Source organism: Pseudomonas fluorescens, from assembly GCF_001307275.1.
Lineage (GTDB): Bacteria > Pseudomonadota > Gammaproteobacteria > Pseudomonadales > Pseudomonadaceae > Aquipseudomonas > Aquipseudomonas fluorescens_AA.
This window is the reverse complement of record NZ_CP012831.1, coordinates 1391964-1415624: the sequence shown is the minus strand read 5'-3', so window position 1 is coordinate 1415624 and position 23661 is coordinate 1391964. Positions and strand designations below refer to the sequence as shown.

At 62.1% G+C, this 23661-nt stretch carries 21 protein-coding genes; 10 read left to right on the top strand and 11 right to left on the bottom strand.

Annotation, left to right across the window (positions count from 1 at the left end; translation table 11 throughout):
- Positions 1–128: 128 nt before the first annotated feature.
- The 5 genes from dsbC to AO356_RS06370 all read left to right on the top strand — a co-directional run bounded on the left by dsbC (position 129) and on the right by AO356_RS06370 (position 5771).
- Positions 129–860, top strand: a complete 732-nt coding sequence (dsbC, locus tag AO356_RS06390) for a bifunctional protein-disulfide isomerase/oxidoreductase DsbC (RefSeq protein ID WP_060739056.1) — start codon at positions 129–131, stop codon at positions 858–860.
- Positions 861–992: 132 nt separating this feature from the next.
- Positions 993–2297 (top strand): homoserine dehydrogenase, encoded by a 1305-nt coding sequence (locus tag AO356_RS06385; protein WP_060739055.1) that lies wholly within the window; start codon positions 993–995, stop codon positions 2295–2297.
- A 104-nt stretch (positions 2298–2401) separates the two neighbouring features.
- Positions 2402–3811: a threonine synthase gene (gene thrC / locus AO356_RS06380; RefSeq protein WP_060739054.1), complete on the top strand. Its 1410-nt coding sequence runs from the start codon at positions 2402–2404 to the stop codon at positions 3809–3811.
- Positions 3812–3931: 120 nt separating this feature from the next.
- A complete protein-coding gene (locus AO356_RS06375) occupies positions 3932–5320 on the top strand; it encodes a transporter substrate-binding domain-containing protein (protein WP_060739053.1) in 1389 nt (462 codons plus the stop codon).
- Between the two features lie 163 nt (positions 5321–5483).
- Positions 5484–5771: a DUF3509 domain-containing protein gene (locus AO356_RS06370; RefSeq protein WP_060739052.1), complete on the top strand. Its 288-nt coding sequence runs from the start codon at positions 5484–5486 to the stop codon at positions 5769–5771.
- Between the two features lie 327 nt (positions 5772–6098).
- On the opposite strand, the gene AO356_RS06365 is transcribed toward AO356_RS06370, so the two are convergent.
- Positions 6099–7298, bottom strand: a complete 1200-nt coding sequence (locus AO356_RS06365; RefSeq protein ID WP_060739051.1) for a CaiB/BaiF CoA transferase family protein — start codon at positions 7296–7298, stop codon at positions 6099–6101.
- A 147-nt stretch (positions 7299–7445) separates the two neighbouring features.
- Between AO356_RS06365 and AO356_RS06360 the strand changes: the two genes are divergently transcribed.
- The 3 genes from AO356_RS06360 (at position 7446) to AO356_RS06350 (ending at position 11304) form a co-directional block, all read left to right on the top strand.
- Entirely contained in the window at positions 7446–7988 is a 543-nt protein-coding gene (locus AO356_RS06360; protein ID WP_060739050.1) for a YaeQ family protein, read from the top strand.
- A gap of 167 nt (positions 7989–8155) precedes the next feature.
- Positions 8156–9865 carry a single-stranded-DNA-specific exonuclease RecJ gene (gene recJ, locus AO356_RS06355; RefSeq protein ID WP_060739049.1) on the top strand — a complete coding sequence of 570 codons (1710 nt, stop codon included), beginning with the start codon at positions 8156–8158 and terminating at the stop codon, positions 9863–9865.
- 332 nt (positions 9866–10197) lie between these two features.
- Positions 10198–11304: an NADH:flavin oxidoreductase/NADH oxidase gene (locus AO356_RS06350; RefSeq protein WP_060739048.1), complete on the top strand. Its 1107-nt coding sequence runs from the start codon at positions 10198–10200 to the stop codon at positions 11302–11304.
- Positions 11305–11480: 176 nt separating this feature from the next.
- On the opposite strand, the gene AO356_RS06345 is transcribed toward AO356_RS06350, so the two are convergent.
- Positions 11481–13109 carry a glucan biosynthesis protein D gene (locus AO356_RS06345; RefSeq protein ID WP_060739047.1) on the bottom strand — a complete coding sequence of 543 codons (1629 nt, stop codon included), beginning with the start codon at positions 13107–13109 and terminating at the stop codon, positions 11481–11483.
- A gap of 361 nt (positions 13110–13470) precedes the next feature.
- Between AO356_RS06345 and AO356_RS06340 the strand changes: the two genes are divergently transcribed.
- Positions 13471–13656 (top strand): hypothetical protein, encoded by a 186-nt coding sequence (locus AO356_RS06340; protein ID WP_003198116.1) that lies wholly within the window; start codon positions 13471–13473, stop codon positions 13654–13656.
- Between the two features lie 44 nt (positions 13657–13700).
- Here AO356_RS06340 and AO356_RS06335 read toward each other — a convergent pair whose 3' ends face one another.
- The 9 genes from AO356_RS06335 to AO356_RS06295 form a co-directional block, all read right to left on the bottom strand.
- Entirely contained in the window at positions 13701–14000 is a 300-nt protein-coding gene (locus AO356_RS06335; RefSeq protein WP_060739046.1) for a type II toxin-antitoxin system RelE/ParE family toxin, read from the bottom strand.
- A complete protein-coding gene (locus AO356_RS06330; protein ID WP_060739045.1) occupies positions 13963–14226 on the bottom strand; it encodes a CopG family ribbon-helix-helix protein in 264 nt (87 codons plus the stop codon). Before AO356_RS06330 ends, AO356_RS06335 begins: the two co-directional genes overlap by 38 nt.
- 146 nt (positions 14227–14372) lie before the next feature.
- A complete protein-coding gene (locus AO356_RS06325; protein WP_060739044.1) occupies positions 14373–15797 on the bottom strand; it encodes a gamma-aminobutyraldehyde dehydrogenase in 1425 nt (474 codons plus the stop codon).
- 156 nt (positions 15798–15953) lie between these two features.
- Positions 15954–16772: an ABC transporter permease gene (locus AO356_RS06320; protein WP_060739043.1), complete on the bottom strand. Its 819-nt coding sequence runs from the start codon at positions 16770–16772 to the stop codon at positions 15954–15956.
- Positions 16762–17709, bottom strand: a complete 948-nt coding sequence (locus AO356_RS06315; RefSeq protein ID WP_060739042.1) for an ABC transporter permease — start codon at positions 17707–17709, stop codon at positions 16762–16764. The genes AO356_RS06320 and AO356_RS06315 overlap by 11 nt, the downstream gene beginning before the upstream one ends.
- Position 17710: 1 nt before the next feature.
- Positions 17711–18748, bottom strand: a complete 1038-nt coding sequence (locus tag AO356_RS06310) for an ABC transporter ATP-binding protein (RefSeq protein WP_060739041.1) — start codon at positions 18746–18748, stop codon at positions 17711–17713.
- A gap of 176 nt (positions 18749–18924) precedes the next feature.
- Positions 18925–20076, bottom strand: a complete 1152-nt coding sequence (ydcS, locus tag AO356_RS06305; protein WP_060739040.1) for a putative ABC transporter substrate-binding protein YdcS — start codon at positions 20074–20076, stop codon at positions 18925–18927.
- A gap of 90 nt (positions 20077–20166) precedes the next feature.
- Complete coding sequence (locus AO356_RS06300; RefSeq protein ID WP_060739039.1) at positions 20167–21624, bottom strand: gamma-aminobutyraldehyde dehydrogenase; 1458 nt, start codon at positions 21622–21624, stop codon at positions 20167–20169.
- A 215-nt stretch (positions 21625–21839) separates the two neighbouring features.
- Positions 21840–22754, bottom strand: coding sequence for a LysR family transcriptional regulator (locus tag AO356_RS06295; protein ID WP_060739038.1), 915 nt, complete (start codon positions 22752–22754; stop codon positions 21840–21842).
- A gap of 184 nt (positions 22755–22938) precedes the next feature.
- On the opposite strand from AO356_RS06295, the gene AO356_RS06290 reads away from it, so the two are divergent.
- Entirely contained in the window at positions 22939–23649 is a 711-nt protein-coding gene (locus tag AO356_RS06290; RefSeq protein WP_060739037.1) for a tellurite resistance TerB family protein, read from the top strand.
- Positions 23650–23661 lie beyond the last annotated feature (12 nt).

Here is a 23661-nt window from a genome sequence, read left to right as displayed (position 1 = left end):
CGTGCGTCAGCGGCATTCGGCCACGCCAGCCTTATGTGGTAGGCTTTGCCGGTTTGCACAGTGGGCGGTTGGAACCCGAATCTGCGGGTCGGCGTTTCCCGTCTCATTTGTTCGCCTCAGGAGTCCCCATGCGTTTGATCCAGATGTTCACCGCCGCCGCCATTGCGTTGGCCAGTACCTTTGCCATCGCCGATGACGCGGCCGACAAGGCTATCCGCAAGAGCCTGGAAAACCTTCAGCTCGAAGTGCCGATCGAAGCCATCTCGGCCAGCCCCATGGCCGGCCTGTATGAAGTCAAGCTCAAGGGCAGCCGCGTGCTGTACGCCAGCGCCGACGGCCAGTACATCGTCCAGGGCAACCTGTTCGAGCTCAAGGACGGCAAGCCGGTCAACCTCACCGAGATGACCGAGCGCCAGGGCATTTCCAAGTTGATCAACGGCATTCCGGTCGCTGAAACCGTGGTTTATCCGGCGATCGGCGAAACCAAGTCCCACATCACCGTGTTCACCGACACTACCTGCCCGTATTGCCACAAGCTGCACGCCGAAGTGCCGGAACTGAACAAACGCGGCATCGAAGTGCGCTATGTGGCGTTCCCGCGCCAGGGCCTGGGTTCGCCGGGCGATGAGCAGTTGCAGGCGGTCTGGTGCTCCAAGGACAAGAAAGCGGCCATGGACAAGATGGTCGACGGCAAGGAAATCAAGGCCGCCAAGTGCGATAACCCGGTTTCCAAGCAGTTTGCGCTCGGACAGTCAATAGGTGTGAACGGTACGCCGGCGATTGTTTTGGCCGATGGTCAGGTAATTCCGGGCTACCAGCCGGCGCCACAAGTGGCCAAACTGGCCCTGGGCGCGAAATGATCATGTGCGGTGCGCTTTTGAAGATCACGGCTCGACGAACACATTCGTCGGGCCGTTAAACACAGAGTCGCGTAGCTTCGCGGCTGTATTTCACGGCCGACCTTGCGTCGGCCGTTTCATGGGGAGTCAAGAGTGAATCCGGTCAAAGTAGGCATCTGTGGGTTAGGTACCGTCGGTGGCGGCACCTTCAACGTACTTCAGCGCAACGCCGAGGAAATTTCTCGTCGTGCCGGGCGTGGGATCGAAGTGGCACAAATTGCCATGCGCACGCCAAAGCCTCAGTTCCAGACGACCGGTATTGCGATTACCAACGATGTCTTCGAAGTGGCCACGAACCCTGAGATCGACATCGTCATAGAGCTGGTGGGCGGCTATACCGTTGCCCGCGAGTTGGTACTCAAGGCCATCGAGAATGGCAAGCATGTGGTCACCGCGAACAAGGCGCTTATCGCTGTTCACGGTAATGAGATTTTCGCCAAGGCCCGCGAGAAGGGCGTGATCGTGGCATTCGAAGCCGCCGTGGCCGGTGGTATCCCGGTGATCAAGGCGATCCGCGAAGGCCTGTCGGCCAACCGCATCAACTGGGTCGCGGGGATCATCAACGGCACCGGCAACTTCATCCTCACCGAGATGCGCGAGAAGGGTCGCACCTTCGAAGACGTGCTGGCCGAAGCCCAGGCCCTGGGCTACGCCGAGGCCGATCCGACGTTCGACGTGGAAGGCATCGACGCAGCGCACAAGCTGACGATCCTGGCGTCCATTGCGTTTGGCATTCCGTTGCAGTTCGACAAGGCCTACACCGAAGGCATCACCCAGCTGACCACCGCTGACGTGAACTACGCCGAAGCCTTGGGCTACCGCATCAAGCACCTGGGCGTGGCGCGCAGCACCGCCAGCGGCATCGAGCTGCGCGTGCACCCGACGCTGATCCCGGCCGACCGCCTGATCGCCAACGTCAACGGCGTGATGAACGCGGTGATGGTCAACGGCGATGCCTCGGGCTCGACGTTGTTCTACGGCGCCGGCGCGGGCATGGAACCGACGGCCTCTTCGGTCATTGCCGACCTGGTGGACGTGGTTCGCGCCATGACCTCGGACCCGGAAAACCGTGTGCCGCACCTGGCCTTCCAGCCGGATTCGCTGTCGGCGCACCCGATTCTCCCGATCGAGGCGTGCGAAAGCTCCTACTACCTGCGTATCCAGGCCAAGGACCATCCAGGCGTGCTGGCCCAAGTGGCGAGTATCCTTTCGGAACGCGGCATCAACATCGAGTCGATCATGCAGAAGGAAGTCGAGGAACACGACGGCCTGGTGCCGATGATCCTGCTGACCCACCGGGTGGTCGAGCAGAGCATCAACGACGCGATTGCGGCGCTGGAAGCGCTCCAGGGTGTCGTTGGGCCGGTGGTCCGTATCCGTGTCGAACATTTGAATTAATTTAGCGGCAAGTTATAAGCTGCAAGCCGCAAGTAGAAGCTGAGCCGCTTTGACTTGTTGCTTGCCGCTTGACCTTGAAGCTCAAACCGAAGGTTTGCCAAAAAATGCGCTATATCAGCACCCGCGGCCAGGCACCGGCCCTGAATTTCGAAGATGTCCTCCTGGCCGGCCTGGCCACGGATGGCGGTCTCTATGTGCCGGAAAACCTGCCGCGCTTCACCCAGGAGGAAATCGCTTCCTGGGCCGGCCTGCCGTATCACGAGCTGGCGTTCCGGGTCATGCGCCCGTTCGTCACCGGCAGCATCCCGGACGCCGATTTCAAAAAGATCCTGGAAGAGACCTATGGCGTCTTTTCCCACAATGCCATCGCACCGCTGCGCCAGCTCAACGGTAACGAATGGGTCATGGAACTGTTCCACGGCCCGACCCTGGCGTTCAAGGACTTCGCCCTGCAACTGCTCGGTCGCCTGCTGGACTACGTGCTGCAAAAGCGTGGCGAGCGCGTGGTGATCGTCGGTGCCACCTCTGGCGACACCGGTTCGGCGGCCATCGAAGGCTGCAAGCATTGCGAAAACGTCGACATTTTCATCCTGCATCCGCACAACCGCGTCTCGGAAGTGCAGCGTCGCCAGATGACGACGATTTTCGGCGACAACATCCACAACATCGCCATCGAAGGCAACTTCGATGACTGCCAGGAAATGGTCAAGGCCAGCTTCGCCGACCAGAGTTTTCTCAAGGGCACGCGGCTGGTGGCGGTGAACTCGATCAACTGGGCGCGGATCATGGCCCAGATCGTCTATTACTTCCACGCGGCCCTGCAATTGGGCGGTCCGGCCCGTTCCGTATCGTTCTCGGTGCCGACCGGCAACTTCGGCGATATCTTCGCCGGTTACCTGGCGCGCAACATGGGGCTGCCGATCAACCAATTGATCGTCGCCACCAACCGCAACGACATCCTGCACCGCTTCATGAGCGGCAACCAGTACGTCAAGGAAACCCTGCACGCCACGCTGTCGCCTTCGATGGACATCATGGTGTCGTCGAACTTCGAGCGCCTGCTGTTCGACCTGCACGGTCGCAACGGTGCGGCGATTGCCGGGCTGATGGACAGCTTCCGCCAGGGCGGCGGTTTCAGCGTCGAGCCTGAGCGCTGGACCGAAGCCCGCAAGTTGTTCGACTCCCTGGCCGTGGACGATGAGCAAACCTGCGAAACCATCGCCGAGGTGTTCGCACAGAGCGGCGAACTGCTCGACCCGCACACGGCCATCGGCGTCAGGGCGGCCCGTGAATGCCGTCGCAGCCTGGACCTCCCGATGGTGATCCTGGGCACCGCTCACCCGGTCAAGTTCCCGGAAGCGGTGGAGAAAGCCGGTGTAGGAAAAGCGCTCGAACTGCCTGCGCATCTTTCTGATTTGTTTGAGCGAGATGAGCGTTGCACCGTGTTGCCCAACGACTTGAAAGCCGTGCAGGCCTTTGTCAGCCAGCATGGCAATCGCGGCAAGCCTCTCTGACCGGGTAAACCTGTCACATTTTGAAGCCCGTCTCCTGACGGGCTTTCTTGTTTCTGCATGCCAAACTGGCCGGGTTTTCGCCCTTGGAGGGATGGGCGAGTCATCTCGAAGGAAATGCAGATGTCGTTTTTTATCAAAGGCAAACCGGCCCTGGGCTGGGTAATGGGCCTGGCCCTGATGTACTGGACGCAGGGAGGCAACGCGGCGCCGCTGGCGGCTTTCGAAACGCCACCGCCCAACCCTGGCGAACGGCTGGTGCTGGACGCGCAGGAGTTGAAGTGGATCAAGGAGAACCCCCGGGTCATCGTGGCCACGATGCAGTTTCCGTTGTACCTGTTCAAGAACGAACAGGGGCAGTGGAATGGGCTGAACCACGACGTTCTCCAGCGCATCGCGCACATGACCGGCCTTGAGTTCGTGCATCGTGAATCGTTCTCCCCCGGCGAGTTGCTGACAATGCTGGAGAATGGCGAGGCCGACATGACGACCCTGCTGGCGATGAATGAAGAACGTCGGGACTTCCTGAGTTTCAGCCATGCATTCGGGGGTTCCGGTTGGGTATTCGTCGGCCGTGACGGGGAATCGTCCCTCCATTCGCTGGAGCAGCTCGAAGGGAAGGTCCTGGCACTGCCGGCACGGCATGCATTGGAGGCGGAAATCAGGCGCGATTACCCGGCGATCAAATTGCGTACGACCAAGACCTTTGGCGAGGCGCGGGCGTTGGTGGAGAGCCGGGAAGCTTATGCCACCATCGAAAATGAAACCGGGGTGCATCTCTATCCCGCCGGGCAGTTGCAGGTCGGCAGCGGCCTTGAGGGCAAGTGGGAACCGGACTACCTGGCAGTGCGCCAGGACCTGACCGTGCTGTTGAGTATCTTGAATAAAGCGCTGGAAGCCTTCCCCGCCGAGGACATGCGTGCACTGCGTTCGAAATGGATGGCCGGTGCTACGCCCGTCCAGGCGCCATCGATCTGGGAGCGGATGTCCCGCTGGGGTTACTGGTGTGTGACCGTGGTCGTGGTGTTTGGTCTCTTGTCCCTGCTGTGGAACCGCCGCCTGCAGATACAGATCGACCAACGCCTCAAGGCCGAAGCGGTCCTCAAGGACCAGTTGATGCTCCAGCGGGCCTTGATGGATGCCATTCCCGACCCGATTTTTATCTGTGATCTGGAAGGGCGCCTGATCATGTGCAACAAAAGCTATGAAGACCAGTTTGCGACCCGCTTCGAAAAACTGCGGGGCACGCGGCTTACCGACTCGGCATCATTCCCGCCGGCCACCGCCGAGCTGCTGCACGGGGAAGTGATGGAGCAATTGCGCACCGGCCAATCTCGATTCGTCGACCGGCAATTGATGTTCAGCGGCGGATTGCGGGAAATCTATCATTGGTCGGTGCCGTTCTATGGGGCTGATGGGCAGCTGCGCGGCATTCTGGGTGGCTGGACCGATGTCGGGCGGCGGTGGCGTCGTTGCGACAGGGGCCTGTCTGAGCCGGCCGTCACCTCGTAACGGCTCTCGCAGAGCGTTGTTGTTTGCCTGTCATATTGGACGCGCATGCTCGGTTGAACAGGTTGAAGGCATGCCGGTTCGGTGCGCTGACGAACTTTCTGCTGCGGCCCACGGTCATTTACTGTGCACATGCAGTTGTTTCGGACTATTGAAGGGTGAGCGAATGGAAAGTATCAGCCTATTGCTGAATGAAGCCTTGAGCCCGTATCAGGTCTCGCTGACTCCCTCCGGCGCCAAGGGCGAATGCCGGGTGACGCTGAAGAATGCCAGCGGGGTCATCATGGTCGAGCGAGTGTTCAATCAGGCCCAATTGACCGACAAGCGTCAGTTGACGGACGTAGTCGATGGCCTGCATCGCGATGTGCTGATTGCCGAGGGGCGCCTGGAGCCCTGTGTGATTGCGGCGCTGCGCAATCTGGCGCGCGACAAGGTCATGGTCGCGGCGAATTGACTGGGCTTTTGTGGGAACCTTCCTACGCCTTGACCAGTCAGACCCTTTACCAGCAAGAGCGAGCATTGTGCTCCGGTGCTTGTCGCTTGTTGTACGGACCTTGAATGGTCACGTTTAACCCCGAGTCGTCTCCCCACTTCTCGGGGTTTCTTTTTGCCCGGCGTTTATGTTTTTTGGTGTGTTCTGTCGGGCGCAGGACGCTTTTGTGGGAGCGAGCTTGCTCGCGATAGCGGAGTGTCAGTCGAGATCGATGCGGCTGATCTGACGCTATCGCGAGCAAGCTCGCTCCCACGGTTTGATCTCCAGTGACTGCCTCCCTGCAGTGCTTCAAATGGCGCCGTCGCTGCGCAGTTTGGCGATCTGCTGTGGGTCGTAGCCCAGCTCACCGAGCACTTGTGCGTTGTGTTCACCCAGTGCCGGCCCGACCCATTCGCAGGTGCCCGGGGTGTCGGAGAGCTTCGGTATGATCCCCGGCATCTTGAACGCCTTGCCGTCCGGCAGCTTGGCCTGCAGGAACATCTCACGGGCGAGGAACTGCGGGTCGCTGAACATATCCTCGGCGCTGAAGATCCGACTGGCCGGCACCCCGGCCTGGTTCAGTTGGTCGATAACGCTATCGAGCGGCAGCGCGTTGACCCAGCGATCGATGACCCCGTACAGCTCGTCACGCCGGCTGTCACGGCCATCATTGCTGGCCAGTTGCGGGTCATTGGCCAGGTCGTCACGGCCGATGATCTGCATGAAACGCTTGAAGATCGCATCGCCGTTGGCGCCAATCTGCACGTGCTTGCCATCGGCGCTGGTGTGGATGGACGAGGGGGTGATGCCGGGCATGATATTGCCGGTGCGCTCGCGGATGAAACCGAACACGTCGAACTCCGGCACCATGCTTTCCATCATGGCGAAAATCGCCTCGTACAAGGCCACGTCCACCACTTGTCCGGTGCCGCCGTTGATCTCCCGGTGACGCAGGGCCATCAATGCGCCAATCACCCCCCAGAGGGCGGCGATGGAGTCGCCGATGGAAATCCCGGTGCGCACCGGTGGGCGGTCTTCGAACCCGGTGATGTAGCGCAGGCCGCCCATGGATTCGCCCACCGCGCCAAACCCCGGCTGGTCTTTCATCGGCCCGGTCTGGCCGAAGCCCGAAAGCCGCACCATCACCAGTTTCGGGTTCAGTGCATGCAGCACCTCCCAGCCCAGGCCGAGCTTCTCCAACACGCCGGGGCGAAAGTTTTCGATCAGGATGTCGGCCTCGCCGAGCAGTTTTTTCAGGATCGCCAGGCCTTCGGGGTGCTTGAGGTTCAAGGTCAGGGATTTCTTGTTGCGTGCCTGGACGAACCACCACAACGAGGTGCCTTCGTACAGCTTGCGCCACTTGCGCAGTGGATCACCGCCGTCGGGCGATTCGACCTTGATGACATCGGCACCGAATTCGCCGCAGATGCGCGAGGCGAAGGGCCCGGCGATCAAGGTACCCAGTTCGATGACTTTGACGCCGGCAAGGGGTTTGGCAGTAAGCGACATGGCGGATCCTGTAGGACAAAGGCAGAACGAATAGAGCGTTTTATCATAGGCCAGGGCCGGTCGCCGCAGGTTGATGGTCGGCAATTCGTGGATTGCCCGCGTCATCGGTTAGACTTGCCGCCTTTCCTCGTATCAAGAAGCCCGTTCATGGCCCAGCCGTCCACGACCTACAAGTTTGAACTGAACCTCACCGACCTCGACCGCAATGTGTACGAGAATGTGAAGCAGACCATCGCCCGCCACCCTTCGGAAACCGAAGAGCGCATGACCGTGCGCCTGCTGGCCTACGCGTTCTGGTACAACGAGCTGCTGGCATTTGGTCGTGGTCTGTCAGACGTCGATGAACCTGCGCTGTGGGAAAAAAGCCTGGATGACCGTGTGTTGCACTGGATCGAAGTCGGCCAGCCGGATGCCGATCGCCTGACCTGGTGCTCGCGCCGGACCGAGCGCACCAGCCTGCTGGCCTATGGCAGCCTGCGGGTGTGGGAAGGCAAGGTGATCCCGGCGGTCAAGAACCTGAAGAACGTCAACATCGCCGCCGTGCCCCAGGACGTGCTCGAAACCCTGGCCCAGGACATGCCCCGGGTGATCAAGTGGGATGTGATGATCAGCGAGGGCACGATTTTCGTGACCGACGACCGTGGCCAGCATGAAGTCCAGCTGCAATGGTTGCTGGGCGAGCGTGGTTGAACCGCCCCGGCATCAAGTGAACTCATTGTGGGAGCGAGCTTGCTCGCGAATACGGTAGATCAGTTTGCATTTATGTTGAATGTGCCGCCGCTTTCGCGAGCAAGCTCGCTCCCACACAAGCTCCCTGCCAGAATTTTCACGATTATCCAGAGAAATGTCGTCACCCCATGCGCATAGAACCCCGCCAACTGCCCGACACCCTGCCATTTCTCGGTGACCTGCCGCCCCTCTTGACGCGCCTGTACGCGGCACGCGGCGTACAGTCCGAGGCTGAACTGGACAAGAGCCTGGCGCGCCTGATTCCCTTTCAGCAGCTCAAGGGGATCGACGCCGCGGTGGATCTGTTGGTGACGGCATTGGAGCAGCGCCAGCGCATCCTGATCGTGGGTGACTTCGATGCCGATGGCGCGACCGCCAGCACCGTGGGGATGCTCGGGTTGCGCCTGCTCGGTGCAGCCCATGTCGATTACCTGGTGCCCAATCGCTTCGAATATGGCTACGGGCTGACCCCGGAAATCGTCGAAGTCGCCCTGGCCCGCGCACCGCAGTTGCTGATCACCGTGGATAACGGCATCTCCAGCGTGGAAGGCGTGGCGGCGGCGAAAGCGGCGGGGCTCCAGGTACTGGTCACCGACCACCACTTGCCAGGCCTCGAATTGCCGGCGGCCGATGCCATTGTCAATCCGAACCAGCCGGGTTGCGAATTCCCGAGCAAGGCCCTGGCCGGTGTCGGGGTGATTTTTTATGTGCTGATGGCTCTGCGGGCGCGTCTGCGCAGCCTGGGGTGGTATGCCAGCACCCCCCAGCCGAACATCGGCGAATTGCTCGACCTGGTGGCCCTGGGCAGCGTGGCCGACGTAGTGCCCCTGGACGCGAATAACCGGATCCTGGTGCACCAGGGCCTGGAACGGATTCGCGCCGGACGCGCCCGGCCCGGCATCAAGGCGATCCTGGAAGTGGCCAAGCGCGACGCGTCACGGATTACCTCCACCGACCTCGGATTTATCCTCGGGCCACGTCTGAATGCGGCAGGGCGCCTGGACGACATGAGCCTGGGCATCGAATGCCTGCTCACCGACGACCCGGCCCTGGCGCGGGAGATGGCGGCGCAACTGGACGGCATGAACCAGGACCGCAAGTCCATCGAGCAGGGCATGCAGCGTGAAGCCCTGGCTCAGCTCAAGGACCTGCCAGTGGAGTCGATGCCATTCGGTTTGTGCCTCTTCGACCCGCAGTGGCACCAAGGGGTCATCGGCATTCTCGCCTCGCGAATGAAAGAGCGCTATTTCCGCCCGACCATCGCCTTTGCCGATGCCGGGGACGGTTTGCTCAAGGGTTCGGGGCGCTCGGTACCGGGTTTTCACATTCGCGATGCGCTGAGCGTGGTGGCGGCGCAGCATCCGACCCTGATCAGCAAGTACGGCGGTCACGCCATGGCGGCGGGGCTGACGTTGCCGGAAGCGAATTTTCCGTTGTTCGCCGAAGCGTTCGACGCGGAAGTGCGCCGGCAATTGCGCGAAGAAGACCTGACCGGCCGGTTGTTGTCGGATGGCACCCTGGCGGTGGAGGAGTTCCACCTCGAGCTGGCCCGGGCGCTGCGCCATGCCGGTCCCTGGGGCCAGCATTTCCCGGAACCGATGTTCCATGGTGTGTTCCAGTTGGTCGAACAACGGGTGGTGGGCGAACGGCACCTGAAGGTCATTCTCAAGAGCGAGTGCGGCTCGGTGAAGCTCGACGGCATCGCCTTCGGCATCGACCGCGAGATCTGGCCCAACCCTACCGTGCGCTGGGTGGAACTGGCCTACAAGCTCGACCTCAACGAGTTCCGCGGCCAGGAAACGGTGCAGTTGATGATTGCCCATATCGAACCGCGCTAGCCGACGGGTCTTCGTGGCGAGGGAGCTTGCTCCCGCTGGGCTGCGAAGCGGCCCCCTGAACTTCAGCCATCACATCGCAAGGGGACGCTGGCGCGTCCAGCGGGAGCAAGCTCCCTCGCCACAGGGGTACGCCATTGCGTCACACCGTCGGTTTTTAAGTTCTGAACCCTCCCGCCTCCCGGGTTGTCGACTAGGCTCTAAGCACTGCTTGATAGCCCTTGTGACGTCTTGTCGAATTTTTTGCCCGCGGGGGCGGGTGTTGCACCTTCTTGTCACTCGTCGACTTTTCAAACAGAACCCTGGAGCCTGCCCACTGATTCGAGAGGTGCCCCATGAGTCTGCTGCTGGAACCCTATACCCTTCGCCAATTGACCCTGCCCAATCGCATCGCGGTATCGCCGATGTGCCAGTATTCGAGCACCGATGGCCTGGCCAACGATTGGCACCTGGTGCACTTGGGCAGCCGCGCCGTGGGCGGTGCCGGCCTGGTGTTCACCGAAGCCACCGCCGTGACCGCCGACGGTCGTATCACTGCCCAGGATCTGGGGCTGTGGAACGATGAACAGATCGAACCCTTGCAACGCATCACCCGGTTCATCACCGCCCAAGGCGCCGTGCCGGGCATACAGCTGGCCCATGCCGGGCGCAAGGCCAGCACCTGGCGACCTTGGCTGGGCAAGCATGGCAGCGTCAAACCGGCGGATGGCGGCTGGGTGCCGGTCGGTCCGTCGCCGATTGCCTTCGACCCGCAACACACCCAGCCGGTGCAGTTGGACGAAGGGCAGATCGCCGGAGTCATCCAGGCCTTCGTGGATTCGGCCAAGCGCGCCCTCACGGCCGGTTTCAAGGTGGTCGAGGTCCACGCGGCCCATGGTTATCTGCTGCATCAGTTCCTGTCGCCCTTGAGCAATCAGCGGCGCGATCAGTACGGCGGCTCGTTCGAGAACCGCATCCGCCTGGTGCTGCAAGTCACTGAAGCGATCCGGGCCGTATGGCCGCAAGAGCTGCCGGTGTTCGTTCGCGTCTCCGCCACCGATTGGGTCGAGGACGGTTGGAACCCGGATGAAACCGTGGAGCTGGCGCGGCGCTTCAGGGCGCTGGGGGTGGACCTGATCGACGTGTCATCGGGCGGCACGGCCGCCAATGCTGAAATCCCCACCGGCCCGGGTTACCAGACACGCTTCGCCGAGCGGGTGCGCAAGGAGTCGGAAATCGCCACCGGCACCGTCGGCATGATCACCGAACCGGCCCAGGCCGAACACATCCTGCGCACCTGCCAGGCCGACATCATTTTCCTGGCCCGCGAATTGTTGCGCGATCCGTACTGGGCCCTGCATGCCGATGATGACCTGGGCGGCCGCAAGGCCACGTGGCCGGCGCAGTACCAGCGGGCCACGCATCGGGACCAGCCGATTCATGAGTCGGATTTGCGCGATTGAGTGCCCGATAAAACAAAAAGCCCCGGTCGTCATTGGCCGGGGCTTTTTCATCTCTGAAATCGCTGGTGCCTGTGCTGCCGTCTTCGCGAGCAAGCCCGCTCCCACAGGGTAGAACATCAATCTACTGTGGGAGCGAGCTTGCTCGCGATAGGGCCAGCCCAGGCACCCGATCCCTGTCAGGGATACTTGCGCTTATCCGGTGCCGGCGGGAAGTACTGGTACAACCAGGTCTCGCTCAAGGTGCGGTCCTTGGTGCGAATGAACAGGCGCATCTGCACCGGGTCCACCCGGTCGTCGGTCGGGTACCAGTCGAAGGTAATGCGGTAGCCCTTGATCGCATCCAGCACCAACACATTGAAGTCCTTCACTTCGCCGTGGGAGCAGGTCACCACCGGTTCGATGCCGGTGCCCGGCGGCAGTTGATCGAGGCCGCCGCCGCTGAAGTCCACGGCGAAACGACGTGCCCAGACGGTCGGGTAATGCTCGCCCGGTGCCCAGCCTTCGATGAAACCGCCCATGCCTGAACGGGTGGCGTCGACGTGGGCCAGGTCGGTGCTGACCGGCGGCAACGCGCTCCAGTAGAGCTTGTAGCCATAGTTCAGCGAATCACCGGCGGCCACCGGTTTTTTCGGCGTCCAGAACGCGACGATGTTGTCCAGGGTCTCTCCGGTGGTAGGAATTTCCAGCAGGTCCACCGAGCCTTCGCCCCACGCCGTCGTCGGTTCGACCCACAGGCTTGGGCGCTTGCTGTACCAGTCCACGGTGTCTTGGTAGCTGGCAAAGTCGTGGTCGGTCTGCACCAGGCCGAAACCTTTCGGGTTGTTGTCGGCGAAGGCATTGAATTGCAGGGTGGCAGGGTTGTTCAACGGACGGCAGACCCACTCACCATTGCCGCGCCACATGGCCAGCCGGTCGGAGTCGTGGATTTGCGGGTGAATGGTGTCGCACATGCGCCGTTCGACGGTACCGCAGCTGAACATGCTGGTCATGGGGGCGATACCCAGTTGCTCGATGGCGGTACGGGCATTGATGTGCGCGTCGATCTCCATCACTACCCGGGTCGGCTGGCAATCGATGTCGAACCGATAGGCACCGGTGGCGCTGGGGGAGTCGAGCAGGGCGTAGACCACGAAACGGGTGCTGTTCTTGTCCGGGGTTTCGAACCAGAACTTGGTGAAGTCCGGGAATTCCTCCCGCTTCTTGGCATAAGTGTCGATGGCCAAGCCGCGAGCCGACAGCCCGTACTGGCCGCTGGCATCCACGGCGCGGAAATAGCTGGCCCCCAGGAACGAAACGATGTCGTGTCGATCCAGCTCCGGCGCCTTGAAGACACGAAAGCCGGCGAAGCCCAGGTCACCCGTCAGTTGCGAGGTGTTGACCGTGGTTTTCTCATAGTTGAACAGTTCCGGACGGAAGTGCACTTCACGGGCCATACGCGTCTTCGGGTCGACGCTGTACATGCGCACCGGCTGCTTGAAACCCATGCCGACATGGAAGAACTGTGCATCCAGTTGTCGCCCTTCCAGGTCATTCCATAACGAGTGATTGACGTCGTATTGGATGGCGTTGAACTGCAGCGGCGACATTTGCGCCAGGGTGGGTGGCAGGACTTGCTTGGTGTCGACGTAGCGGCTTTCGGCCAGCCGCCGGGCCTGATCCTTCAAACCGTTGAAATCGAAGGGACGGGCTTCGCCGTCGGCAGTCTGATCGGCGGCCCAGGCGCGAGCGGCCATGAGCCCGGAGGCCGACAGCCCGGTGTAGGCGGCGAAGGCCATGGAGGCCTTGAGCAGATTCCTGCGGTGCATAAATACAACCTTTCTCGAAACAATCCCGCGCCGATCCTGGCAACAAAGACTGATAAAAGAGTTCGGACATGCCTTTGGCCAAACGCGACGAACGTTAGAACAGATACCTGAGAGCTGGATCGGTTCACCGAGGCGCAAAATCATAGGGGAAATACAGGCTTTGAGAGCAAGGAAAGCGTGGCTTGGTCAAATTTTCTTACAGTTATTTCTTTTTTTATAAGGATTGCGGCATTTTTTGACTAATTACTCTAAAACTCCCTTTTCACGCTTTGAATCCTCCCTATTCTTTAGCGTGATAGACGATCTAACCCGGGTTCAGACGGCGCTATCAGGTCAACCTCGACGTAAAGAAGGACAACTCATGACAAAAATACAGGGCATTACCGAAATGCTGGGGATCTTTCCAGGCCTGACCAACCCGCGCAGGACACGCCGCCTCAGCCTTGAAGAATTGAGACTGGTGGAGCGCTATCGGGAGTTGTCGGAAAACGACCGCATCGCCATGCGCTATCTGGTGGATGCGATGAGGAGTGTTTCACGGTTTTGAAGCGTGGCGCAGGTGAGCGGTCGGGGCAGGCGCGCCGGCCGACATCACTCCACCGACCAGTCCTGGGGACGTTCGGTGCGCTGGTGCAGTATCCGCAGGACTTGCAGTTGCCCCTGATGGAGCCGGTAGGGGGCAACGAACGGGTAACGTGTCAACACCAGCTCTCGAACATCGGGAACGACCGAAGGACGGCCCGAGCCGGGAAAGCGTTGCAGTTGGCGCAATGTCTCCAGGATGGCGAGGATGACCTCATCGGCGCCTTCTGCGCCGATAGCGCTTTGGTAATGTTCGTGGATCGAGTCGAGGTCACTCTGTGCTTTGTCGGTCAGTACGATGCTTGGCACGCTTTGCCCACTTAGCCTTCACGGCGTCCAGATCGGTCAGATTTCCAGCGTCGGCATCGGCCATGCCTTCGCTGATGGCTTGCAGATGCCAGGATTCGGCTTCCACATATCGAACCAGTGCACGCTTGAGGTGATATTGGCGGTCGCGGTCGGTGGCGGCAGCCAGCAAGTCCAGCTGTTGGGCCAGACCTTCTTCCACACGAAAGGACAAAACGGGCGAGGCCATGGCTGATCTCCAAGGTGTATACGTTGTAGACACCCTAGGTGCTGCCAGGATTTCCGTCAACCGGCGGGCGTGCACCGATCGACGAAAACCTTAGCAGGACGAACGCCGGGCAGGCGCGAGCATGTGTTGCCAACGTTGTCTTGTCGTCAATGCTTGAACATCACATGCCGCACCACCGTGTAGTCCTCCAGCCCATACATGGACATGTCCTTGCCATAGCCGGAACGTTTCTGACCGCCATGGGGCATTTCACTGACGAGCATGAAGTGGGTGTTCACCCAGGTGCAACCATATTGCAGGCGTGCCGACAGGCGATGGGCGCGGCCGATGTCGGCGGTCCAGACCGATGAAGCCAGGCCATAATCCGAGTCGTTGGCCCAGGCCAGCACTTGCGCTTCGTCGAGGAACGGGGTGACGGACACCACCGGCCCGAAGACTTCCCGCCGGACGATTTCGTCATCCTGCTGGGCGTCGGCCAGCACCGTCGGTTCGAAGAAGAACCCGTTGCCGTCCACGGCCTTGCCACCGGTGACCAGGCGGATATGCGGCTGGGCGATGGCCCGCTCGACGAAAGCGGCCACGCGGTCGCGGTGCTGGGCGGTGATCAGCGGGCCCATCTCGGTGTCGGACGCGGTTTGCAGGCCGTACTTGATGCTGCCCACCGCGGCGCCGAGTTTCTCGACGAACTGCTCGTAGATGCCTTGCTGGGCATAGATGCGGCAGGCGGCAGTGCAGTCCTGGCCGGCGTTGTAGAAACCGAAGGTGCGGATGCCCTCCACGGCCGCGTCGATGTCGGCATCGTTGAAGATGATCACCGGGGCTTTGCCGCCCAGTTCCATGTGCATGCGCTTGACGCTGTCGGACGTGCTGGAAATGATGTTCGAGCCGGTGGCGATGGAGCCGGTCAGCGACACCATGCGCACTTTCGGGTGGGTGACCAGCGGGTTGCCGACGGTCTGCCCACGGCCGAAGATCACGTTGAGCACGCCAGCCGGGAAAATCTCCGACGCCAGTTCCGCCAGGCGCAGGGCCGTGAGCGGGGTTTGCTCCGACGGCTTGAGCACCACGGTATTGCCGGCGGCCAGGGCCGGGGCGATTTTCCAGGCGACCATCATCAGCGGGTAGTTCCATGGCGCGATGGAGGCGATGACGCCCACCGGGTCGCGACGGATCATCGACGTGTGCCCCGGCAGGTACTCGCCGCCCGCCGAGCCGCTCATGCAGCGGCTGGCACCGGCAAAGAAGCGGAACACGTCGGCAATCGCCGGGATCTCGTCGTTCAGCGCGGCGCTAAGGGGTTTGCCGCAGTTGTCCGACTCCAGCTTCGCCAGTTCTTCGCCGTGGGCTTCGATGGCGTCGGCCAGCTTGAGCAGCAACAGGGATCGGTCCTTGGGCGCCACCTGCGACCAGCTGTCGAAGGCGCTGTCGGCCGCACGCACGGCGGCATCGACCTGGGCTTCGCTGGCCTCGTTGATTTCCACCAGCACTCGCCCCAGCGAGGGGTTAAACACGGCCTGGCCGGGGCCTTCGCCGTCTACCAGGTGGCCGTTGATCAGCAGTTTGGTTTGCATGTCCAAGTCCTCTTGAATGTTTCCCAAATCCCCTGTGGGAGCGAGCTTGCTCGCGATAGCGGTGGTCATTCACCCTTTGCAGCGACTGCCACGACGCCTTCGCGAGCAAGCTCGCTCCCACAGGATTGCGGTTCCCCAGTGAGCGATCACTGTTGATTATTTCCCGCCGCTACCGGCCACGCTCTCACCCCCGCGGGTCAGGTAATACGCGCCCAATATCGGCAACATCGTGACCATCATCACCAGCATCGCCACTACGTTGGTCACCGGCACGTCGCGCGGGCGGCTGAGCTGGTTGAGCAGCCACAGCGGCAGGGTGCGTTCGTGGCCAGCGGTGAAGGTGGTGACGATGATTTCGTCGAACGACAGGGCGAAGGCCAGCATCCCGCCGGCCAGCAGTGCCGACCCCAGGTTAGGCAGGATGATGTAGCGAAAGGTCTGCCAGCCGTCGGCACCCAGGTCCATCGAGGCCTCGATCAGGCTGTGGGAGGTGCGGCGCAGGCGGGCGATCACATTGTTGTAGACGATCACCACGCAGAAGGTGGCGTGGCCGACGACGATGGTGAACATTCCCGGTTCGATGCCCAGGGTCTTGAAGGTCGCCAGCAGGGCAATGCCGGTGATGATCCCCGGCAAGGCAATCGGCAGGATCAGCATCAGCGAAATGCCCTGTTTACCGAAGAAGTCGCGACGGTACAGCGCCGCCGAAGCCAGGGTGCCGAGCACCATGGCGATCAGCGTGGCGATGGCCGCGACCTGCAACGACAGCTTGATCGCCTCCAGCACATCCGGGCGCGAGAAGGCGACGCTGAACCACTTCAGGGTCAGGCCCTTGGGGGGGAAACTGAAGGCCGCGTCCTCGGTGTTGAAGGCATAGAGGAAGATGATCAGGATCGGGAAATGCAGGAACAGCAGCCCGCCCCACGCTGCGATCCGCAAGCCCCACGAGGCTCGGTCTTGAGAGTCAGAGCGCATCGAAAGCTCCCAGTCGCTTGACGATGGATAGATAGACCGCGATCAGCACGATAGGCACCAGCGTGAACGCCGCGGCCATGGGCATGTTGCCGATGGCGCCTTGCTGGGCGTAGACCATGCTGCCGACGAAGTAACCCGGCGGGCCCACCAACTGGGGCACGATGAAATCCCCCAGGGTCAGCGAGAAGGTGAAGATCGAGCCGGCGGCAATGCCCGGGATCGACAGCGGCAGGATCACCTGCGTGAACGTCTGGCGTGGCCTGGCGCCCAGGTCCGCCGAGGCTTGCAGCAGCGAGGGCGGCAGGCGCTCCAGGGACGCCTGGATCGGCAGGATCATGAACGGCAGCCAGATGTAGACGAACACCAGGAAACGTCCCAGGTGCGAGGTGGACAAGGTGCTGCCACCCACGCCTGGGATCCCCAGCACGAACTGCAACACCGGCCCCAGGCCCAGGTGCTGGACGAACCACTGCGCCACGCCGCCCTTGGCCAGCAGCAGCGTCCAGGCGTAGGCCTTGACGATATAGCTGGCCCACATCGGCAGCATCACCGCGATGTAGAAAAACGCCTTGGTCTTGCCGCGGGTGTAGCGCGCCATGTAGTAGGCGATCGGGAACGCGACGACGGCGCTGGCGATGGACACGGCAATCGCCATGCTCAGGGTGCGCAAAATAATGTCGAAGTTCGAGGGCTGGAACAGCGCCGCGAAGTTCGCCAGGGTCAGGTCCGGCGTGACCGCCATGGTGAAGTCATCGAAGGTGTAGAACCCCTGCCACAGCAAGGTCAGCAGCGAGCCGAGGTAGATCGCGCCGAACCAGAGCAGCGGCGGCACCAGCAACATCGACAGGTACAGGTTGGGCCGTCGGTACAGCAGGTTGGCAAAGCGCCGCAGCGGCGAACCGGGCGCAGGCGCTTGGGTGATGGCCAGGGTGTTCATCTCACACCTCGCCACTGACGGTGTCGTGCAGCGCGACCATCGCCTCACGGGCCCAGCGAACACTGAGGGGTTGGCCGGTCTGGTGCTGGGCTGCGTTGTCGAGCCACTGGGTGTTGGCCTGGCTGAGGTTCAGGGTCTGGCCGTTGGCAAGTTTCAATTCGTAGCGTGTGGCGCTGCCCTGGTACTGGATGTCGTGCAGCAGGCCGTGGACCTCGATCTCATCGCTGGCCAACGGGCCCTCGGCGAAACGCACGTGTTCCGGGCGGATCGAGAACGGCTGTGGATAACCGCTCAGTTCCCGGGCCAGCTCGCCACGAATCACGTTGGAGGTGCCGACGAATTCGGCGACGAAGGTGGTCGCCGGTTTCATGTACAGGTTGCGTGGGGTATCGACCTGTTCGATGCGCCCCTTGTTGAACACCGCCACGCGGTCGGACATCGACAGCGCTTCGGTCTGGTCGTGGGTGACGAAAATGAAGGTGATGCCCAGCTGGCGTTGCAGCTTCTTCAATTCGCCCTGCATCTGTTCGCGCAGCTTCAGGTCCAGGGCGCCCAAGGGTTCATCGAGCAACAACACCCGCGGACGGTTGACCAGCGCCCGGGCCAGGGCCACGCGTTGGCGTTGACCGCCGGAGAGCTGCACCGGCTTGCGTTCGCCATAGCCACCCAAGGCCACCATTTCCAGGGCTTCGTTGGCGCGCTGGATGCGCTCGGCCTTGGCGACGCCTTTGACTTTCAAGCCGTAGGCCACGTTGTCACGTACGTTCATGTGGGGGAAAAGGGCGTAATCCTGGAAAACGGTGTTCACGTCCCGCTGATACGGCGCGAGCCCGGTGGCTTCTTCGCCGTGGATGCGAATCGAGCCGGCACTGGGTTGCTCGAACCCGGCGATCAGCCGCAGGCAGGTGGTCTTGCCCGAGCCGGACGGGCCCAGCATGGAAAAGAACTCGCCGTCCTGGATATCAATGGAGACCCGGTCAACGGCTTTCACATCGCCGAACTGACGGGATACCTGGGTGAACTGGACTGCAAGCGTCATGGTGCGGGGCTCCAAAAACGGGGCTTGTGTTGAACATGGCTGAATCGTCGGGCGAGGGGCTTGGTGGGAGCAAAGCTTGCTCGCGATACGGGCGTCTCGGTTTTCCAAGAAGCCGCGTCCTCTTCATCGCGGGCAAGCCTTGCTCCCACACAGCGAACTACACCGGCTGATTGGGCTTAGCGCCCACCCATGATCGCAATGTAGTCCTGGGTCCAGCGGCTGTACGGCACGAACTTGCCGCCCTCGGCCTGTGGGGTTTTCCAGAAGGCGATCTTGTCGAACTGATCGAAGCCGTTGGTCTTGCAGCCTTCGGCGCCCAGCAGTTCGCTGCCCTTGCACGCTGCCGGCACCGCAGGCAAGGAACCGAACCACGCGGCCACGTCACCCTGGACTTTCGGTTGCAGCGACCAGTCCATCCACTTGTACGCGCAGTTGGGATGCTTGGCCTCGGCGTGGAGCATCGTCGTATCGGCCCAGCCGGTGGCGCCTTCTTTCGGAATGGTCGAGGCGATCGGTTGCTTCTCGTTCATCAGGCCGTTGACCTGATACGGCCAGGCACCGGACGCCACCACGCCTTCGTTCTTGAAGTCGCTCATCTGCACAGTGGTGTCGTGCCAGTAGCGGTGGATCAACGGCTGCTGAGCCCTCAGCAATTCCAGCACGGCCTTGTACTGGGCTTCGTCGAGTTGGTACGGGTCCTTGATGCCCAGTTCAGGCTTGGCGGTCTTGAGGTACAGCGCCGCGTCGGCGATGTAGATCGGGCCATCGTAGGCTTGCACGCGCCCCTTGTTCGGCTTGCCGTCGGGCAGGTCCTGGGCATTGAACAGCACGCTCCAACTGGTGGGCGCCTGCTTGAACACGTCGGTGTTGTACATCAGCACGTTCGGGCCCCATTGGTAGGGGGTGCCGTAGGTCTGCTGGTTGACCACGTACCACGGCGCATCCTTCAGGCGCGGGTCGAGATTCTTCCAGTTGGCGATCAGCGCGGTGTTGATCGGCTGCACGCGCTTGCCGGCAATCAGCCGCAACGAGGCGTCGCCGGAGGCGGTGACCAGGTCATAGCCGCCCTTGGTCATCAGGCTGACCATTTCGTCGGACGTGGCGGCGGTTTTCACATTGACCTTGCAGCCGGTTTCCTTCTCGAAACCGCTGACCCAGTCGTAGGCCTTGTCGCTTTCGCCGCGTTCGATGTAACCCGGCCAGGCAACGATATCCAGTTGACCTTCGCCGGCACCGACGGCCTTGAGCGGTTCGGCGGCCTGGAGGCTGACGCTGGTCAGCAGCGCCGTGGTGAGTGCACTGAGCAATACGGTCTTGTGCGCGTACATGGAAATCCCTCTTGCTTTAATTATGGTCGGGGCAGTGTTCGAACCGGGTGAAGCGCCATGGCTGGCCTGTTATTAGAGTAGTTCTGTTAGCTACAGATGCTGGCCGTGGCGGGCCATGATGTGGCGCACCACGCTGTAGTCCTGGAGCGAATCGCTGGACAGGTCTTTCCCATAACCCGAACGTTTCAGGCCGCCGTGGGGCATTTCGCTGACCAGCATGAAATGGCTGTTGATCCAGGTGCAGCCGTATTGAAGCCGCGCCGCCACCTGCATGGCCTTGTCCAGGTTCTGCGTCCACACCGAGGAGGCCAGGCCGTATTCGGAATCGTTGGCCCAGTCCACCGCCTGGCTGAGTTCGTCGAAACGGGTCACGGTGACGACCGGGCCGAACACCTCGCGCTGGACGATTTCATCGCTTTGCTTGCAGCCGGCCAGCAGCGTGGGTTGGTAATAGAAACCGGCGCCGGAATGCACCGCCGCGCCGGTGATGCGTTCGATGTGCGGTTGGCCGAGGGCGCGCTCGACAAAACTGGCCACGCGGTCGCGCTGGCGGGTGCTGATCAGCGGGCCGATCTCATTGTCGGCGTCGCGCTTGCCGGCAAAGCGCAGGCTGCTGACCGCCGCGCCGAGCTCGGCCACCAGACGGTCGTGAATCCCGTCCTGGGCGTAGATCCGGCAGGCTGCGGTGCAATCCTGCCCGGCGTTGTAATAGCCGTAGGTGCGCACGCCTTCGACCACGGCCTGGATGTCGGCGTCGTTGCACACGATCACCGGCGCCTTGCCGCCCAGTTCCAGGTGCGTGCGCTTGAGGGTTTTCGCCGCCGCCTGGAGGATCTTCTGCCCGGTGACGATGTCGCCGGTCAGCGAGACCATGCGCACTTTCGGGTGGCTGACCAGATGGCTGCCCACACCTTCGCCGCCCCCGCAAATGATATTGATGACGCCTCGCGGCAGGATCCTGGCCAGCGCTGGCGCCAGGGCCAGGATCGACAGCGGCGTGTGTTCCGAGGGCTTGAACACCAGCGTATTGCCGGCGGCCAGGGCCGGGGCGATTTTCCAGGCGGCCATCATGATCGGGTAATTCCACGGCGCAATGGACGCCACTACGCCGATCGGGTCGCGGCGCACCATGCTGGTGTAGCCGGGCAGGTATTCGCCACTGAGCTGGCCGGTCTGGCAGCGCACGGCGCCGGCGAAGAAACGAAAGACATCCACGGTGGCGCTCAGGTCATCCTGGCGCGCCAGGTGCAGCGGCTTGCCGCAGTTCAGGGATTCGAGGCGGGCCAGCTCATCGGCGTCTTTTTCGATGGCGCTGGCGATGTCCAGCAAGAGGTTCGAGCGTTGTTGCGGCGTGGTGCGCGACCAGCCGTCGAAGGCGCGATGGGCGGCGAGGATCGCGGCTTCCACCTGTTCGGTGCTGGCCTCGGCGACGTGAGCCACCACTTCACCGGTGGCCGGGTTGAGGATCGGTTCGACAAGGCCTTCGCCGGCAACGAACTCTCCGTCGATCAGCAACGCGGTGCACAACGGGGTTTGCGTGCCAGCCATGTCCGATTTCTCATTTAAGGGTGATGACTACTGCCAGTTAAAAATAGTCCCTGTGGGAGCTGAGCTTGCTCGCGATAGCGGTCTGTCAGTTGAATCAATTTTGCCTGACCCACCGCTATCGCGAGCGAGCTCAGCTCCCACAGGAAGGGGGGCGTAATCAGATTAGGGCTCAGCCCCGAGGCCGACAAATTCGAAATACTCAAGGCTGCATTCGATTAAATAGATGGCTTGCGCCCGCCATGAGGTTGTTCCCGGGCGACGGCCAGGAACGGGTCGACCGACGCCGGTCGCGCCGTGCCCCGGCGCCAGGCCAGGCCTACGTCGAGGGTCTGGTTGAGGTCGGCAATCGGTCGGGCTTCGATGATGTCGCCTTCCAGCGACCAAGGGCGGTAGGTCATGTCCGGCTGGATCGACACACCCAATCCCGCCGCCACCAGGCTGCGCACCGCTTCGGTCGAGGCGGTGCGCAGGGTGACCCTCGGTTGCAGGCCGGCGCCGCGCCACAGGCGTTGGGCGTTGCGGTCCATTTCATCGACGTTCAGCTGGATCAGTGGTTCGCGGGCCACGTCGGCCAGGTTGATGCTGTCGTGCTCCAGCAGTGGGTGCTGCGCCGGCAACCACAAGCGGTGTGGCGAATGGGTCAGGACTTCGGTCTGCAACGCGTGGCGGTCTTCCAGGTTGGACAGGATCAGCACCCCGACATCGATTTCGCCGCTGACCAGCAAATGCTCGATGTACGGCCGTTCGTCCTCCATCACGCGGATCTCCACGTTGGGGTAGGCACGCTGGAAACGGGTGAGCAGGTCCGCCAGGTAATAGCCGGCGACCAGGCTGGTGACGCCAATGGTGACTTGGCCGGCCACCTGATCGGTGCTTTGTTGCAGGCTGCGCTTGGCGTTGTCGACGGTGGCCAGGATCACATGGGCCTGGCGCAGGAATTGATGGCCCTGGTGGGTCAGGGTCATGCCCTTGGCATGGCGGCTGAACAGGCTGACGCCGATGTCCTGCTCCAGTTGCTGGATCGCCAGGGTCAGGGTGGACTGGGAAATGAACGCCGTTTGCGCAGCAGCGGAGATGGAACCGGTTTCGGCCACGGCGATGAAGTGGCGGATCTGACGCAGGGTCATCATGGGCGTATACCCGGTGGGTGATTTTTATCGATGTGCTGGAGTGTATATCGTTTTTTTAGAAGGGTAGGTGAGTGCGTCTTTGAATGAGTCAGGCAACATCTGGAAGCAATCTCGCCTGCGGCGTCAGGGCACTTTCGATCTAGGCTGGGGGCCTTACGTTGACCCGACAATGTGGAGGCAACAAATGAACACCCGTGGATTGCTCGATCAGCTTCTCAAGTCCGGCCAGGAAATGTTGCAGAACAAGGCTGGCGGCTCACAGGGCAAGTCGTCCGGCGGCCTGGGCGGGTTGCTCGGCGGCTCCGGCAACCTGGGCGGGATGCTTTCCGGCGCGGGCGGCGGGGCCCTGGCCGCCGGGGCCATGGGCCTGTTGCTGGGCAACAAGAAAGCCCGCAGCTTCGGTGGCAAGGCCCTGGCCTACGGTGGTTTGGCTGCCTTGGGCGTGATCGCCTACAAAGCCTATGGCAACTGGCAGGCCCAACAGGGCACCGCGCCGAAAACCGAACCGCAGACCCTCGACCGCGTGCCCCCGGCGCAGGTGGAACAGCATAGCCAGGCGATCCTCAAGGCCCTGGTGGCGGCGGCCAAGGCCGATGGTCATGTGGACGAGCGGGAGCGGCAGTTGATCGAAGGTGAATTCACCAAGCTCGACAACGACCAGGAGCTGCAACACTGGCTGCACGCCGAACTCAACAAACCCCTGGACCCCACCGACGTCGCCCGCGCCGCCAGCACCCCGGAAATAGCCGCGGAAATGTACATCGCCAGTGTGATGCTGGTGGACGAGGAAAACTTCATGGAGAAGTCCTACCTCGACGAACTGGCGCGCCAACTCAAGCTGGAGCCGGGGTTGAAGGTGGAACTGGAAAAACAGGTGCGCCAGGCGACCGCCTAAACAGCCCCAACG

Excerpts from the sequence above, each read along its gene's own strand:
- dsbC (WP_060739056.1), top strand. The coding sequence starts at position 129 with ATGCGTTTGATCCAGATGTTCACCGCCGCCGCCATTGCGTTGGCCAGT.
- thrC (WP_060739054.1), top strand. The coding sequence starts at position 2,402 with ATGCGCTATATCAGCACCCGCGGCCAGGCACCGGCCCTGAATTTCGAA.
- AO356_RS06375 (WP_060739053.1), top strand. The coding sequence starts at position 3,932 with ATGTCGTTTTTTATCAAAGGCAAACCGGCCCTGGGCTGGGTAATGGGC.
- AO356_RS06370 (WP_060739052.1), top strand. The coding sequence starts at position 5,484 with ATGGAAAGTATCAGCCTATTGCTGAATGAAGCCTTGAGCCCGTATCAG.
- AO356_RS06365 (WP_060739051.1), bottom strand. The coding sequence starts at position 7,298 with ATGTCGCTTACTGCCAAACCCCTTGCCGGCGTCAAAGTCATCGAACTG.
- AO356_RS06360 (WP_060739050.1), top strand. The coding sequence starts at position 7,446 with ATGGCCCAGCCGTCCACGACCTACAAGTTTGAACTGAACCTCACCGAC.
- recJ (WP_060739049.1), top strand. The coding sequence starts at position 8,156 with ATGCGCATAGAACCCCGCCAACTGCCCGACACCCTGCCATTTCTCGGT.
- AO356_RS06350 (WP_060739048.1), top strand. The coding sequence starts at position 10,198 with ATGAGTCTGCTGCTGGAACCCTATACCCTTCGCCAATTGACCCTGCCC.
- AO356_RS06345 (WP_060739047.1), bottom strand. The coding sequence starts at position 13,109 with ATGCACCGCAGGAATCTGCTCAAGGCCTCCATGGCCTTCGCCGCCTAC.
- AO356_RS06340 (WP_003198116.1), top strand. The coding sequence starts at position 13,471 with ATGACAAAAATACAGGGCATTACCGAAATGCTGGGGATCTTTCCAGGC.
- AO356_RS06330 (WP_060739045.1), bottom strand. The coding sequence starts at position 14,226 with ATGGCCTCGCCCGTTTTGTCCTTTCGTGTGGAAGAAGGTCTGGCCCAA.
- AO356_RS06325 (WP_060739044.1), bottom strand. The coding sequence starts at position 15,797 with ATGCAAACCAAACTGCTGATCAACGGCCACCTGGTAGACGGCGAAGGC.
- AO356_RS06320 (WP_060739043.1), bottom strand. The coding sequence starts at position 16,772 with ATGCGCTCTGACTCTCAAGACCGAGCCTCGTGGGGCTTGCGGATCGCA.
- AO356_RS06315 (WP_060739042.1), bottom strand. The coding sequence starts at position 17,709 with ATGAACACCCTGGCCATCACCCAAGCGCCTGCGCCCGGTTCGCCGCTG.
- AO356_RS06310 (WP_060739041.1), bottom strand. The coding sequence starts at position 18,748 with ATGACGCTTGCAGTCCAGTTCACCCAGGTATCCCGTCAGTTCGGCGAT.
- ydcS (WP_060739040.1), bottom strand. The coding sequence starts at position 20,076 with ATGTACGCGCACAAGACCGTATTGCTCAGTGCACTCACCACGGCGCTG.
- AO356_RS06300 (WP_060739039.1), bottom strand. The coding sequence starts at position 21,624 with ATGGCTGGCACGCAAACCCCGTTGTGCACCGCGTTGCTGATCGACGGA.
- AO356_RS06295 (WP_060739038.1), bottom strand. The coding sequence starts at position 22,754 with ATGATGACCCTGCGTCAGATCCGCCACTTCATCGCCGTGGCCGAAACC.
- AO356_RS06290 (WP_060739037.1), top strand. The coding sequence starts at position 22,939 with ATGAACACCCGTGGATTGCTCGATCAGCTTCTCAAGTCCGGCCAGGAA.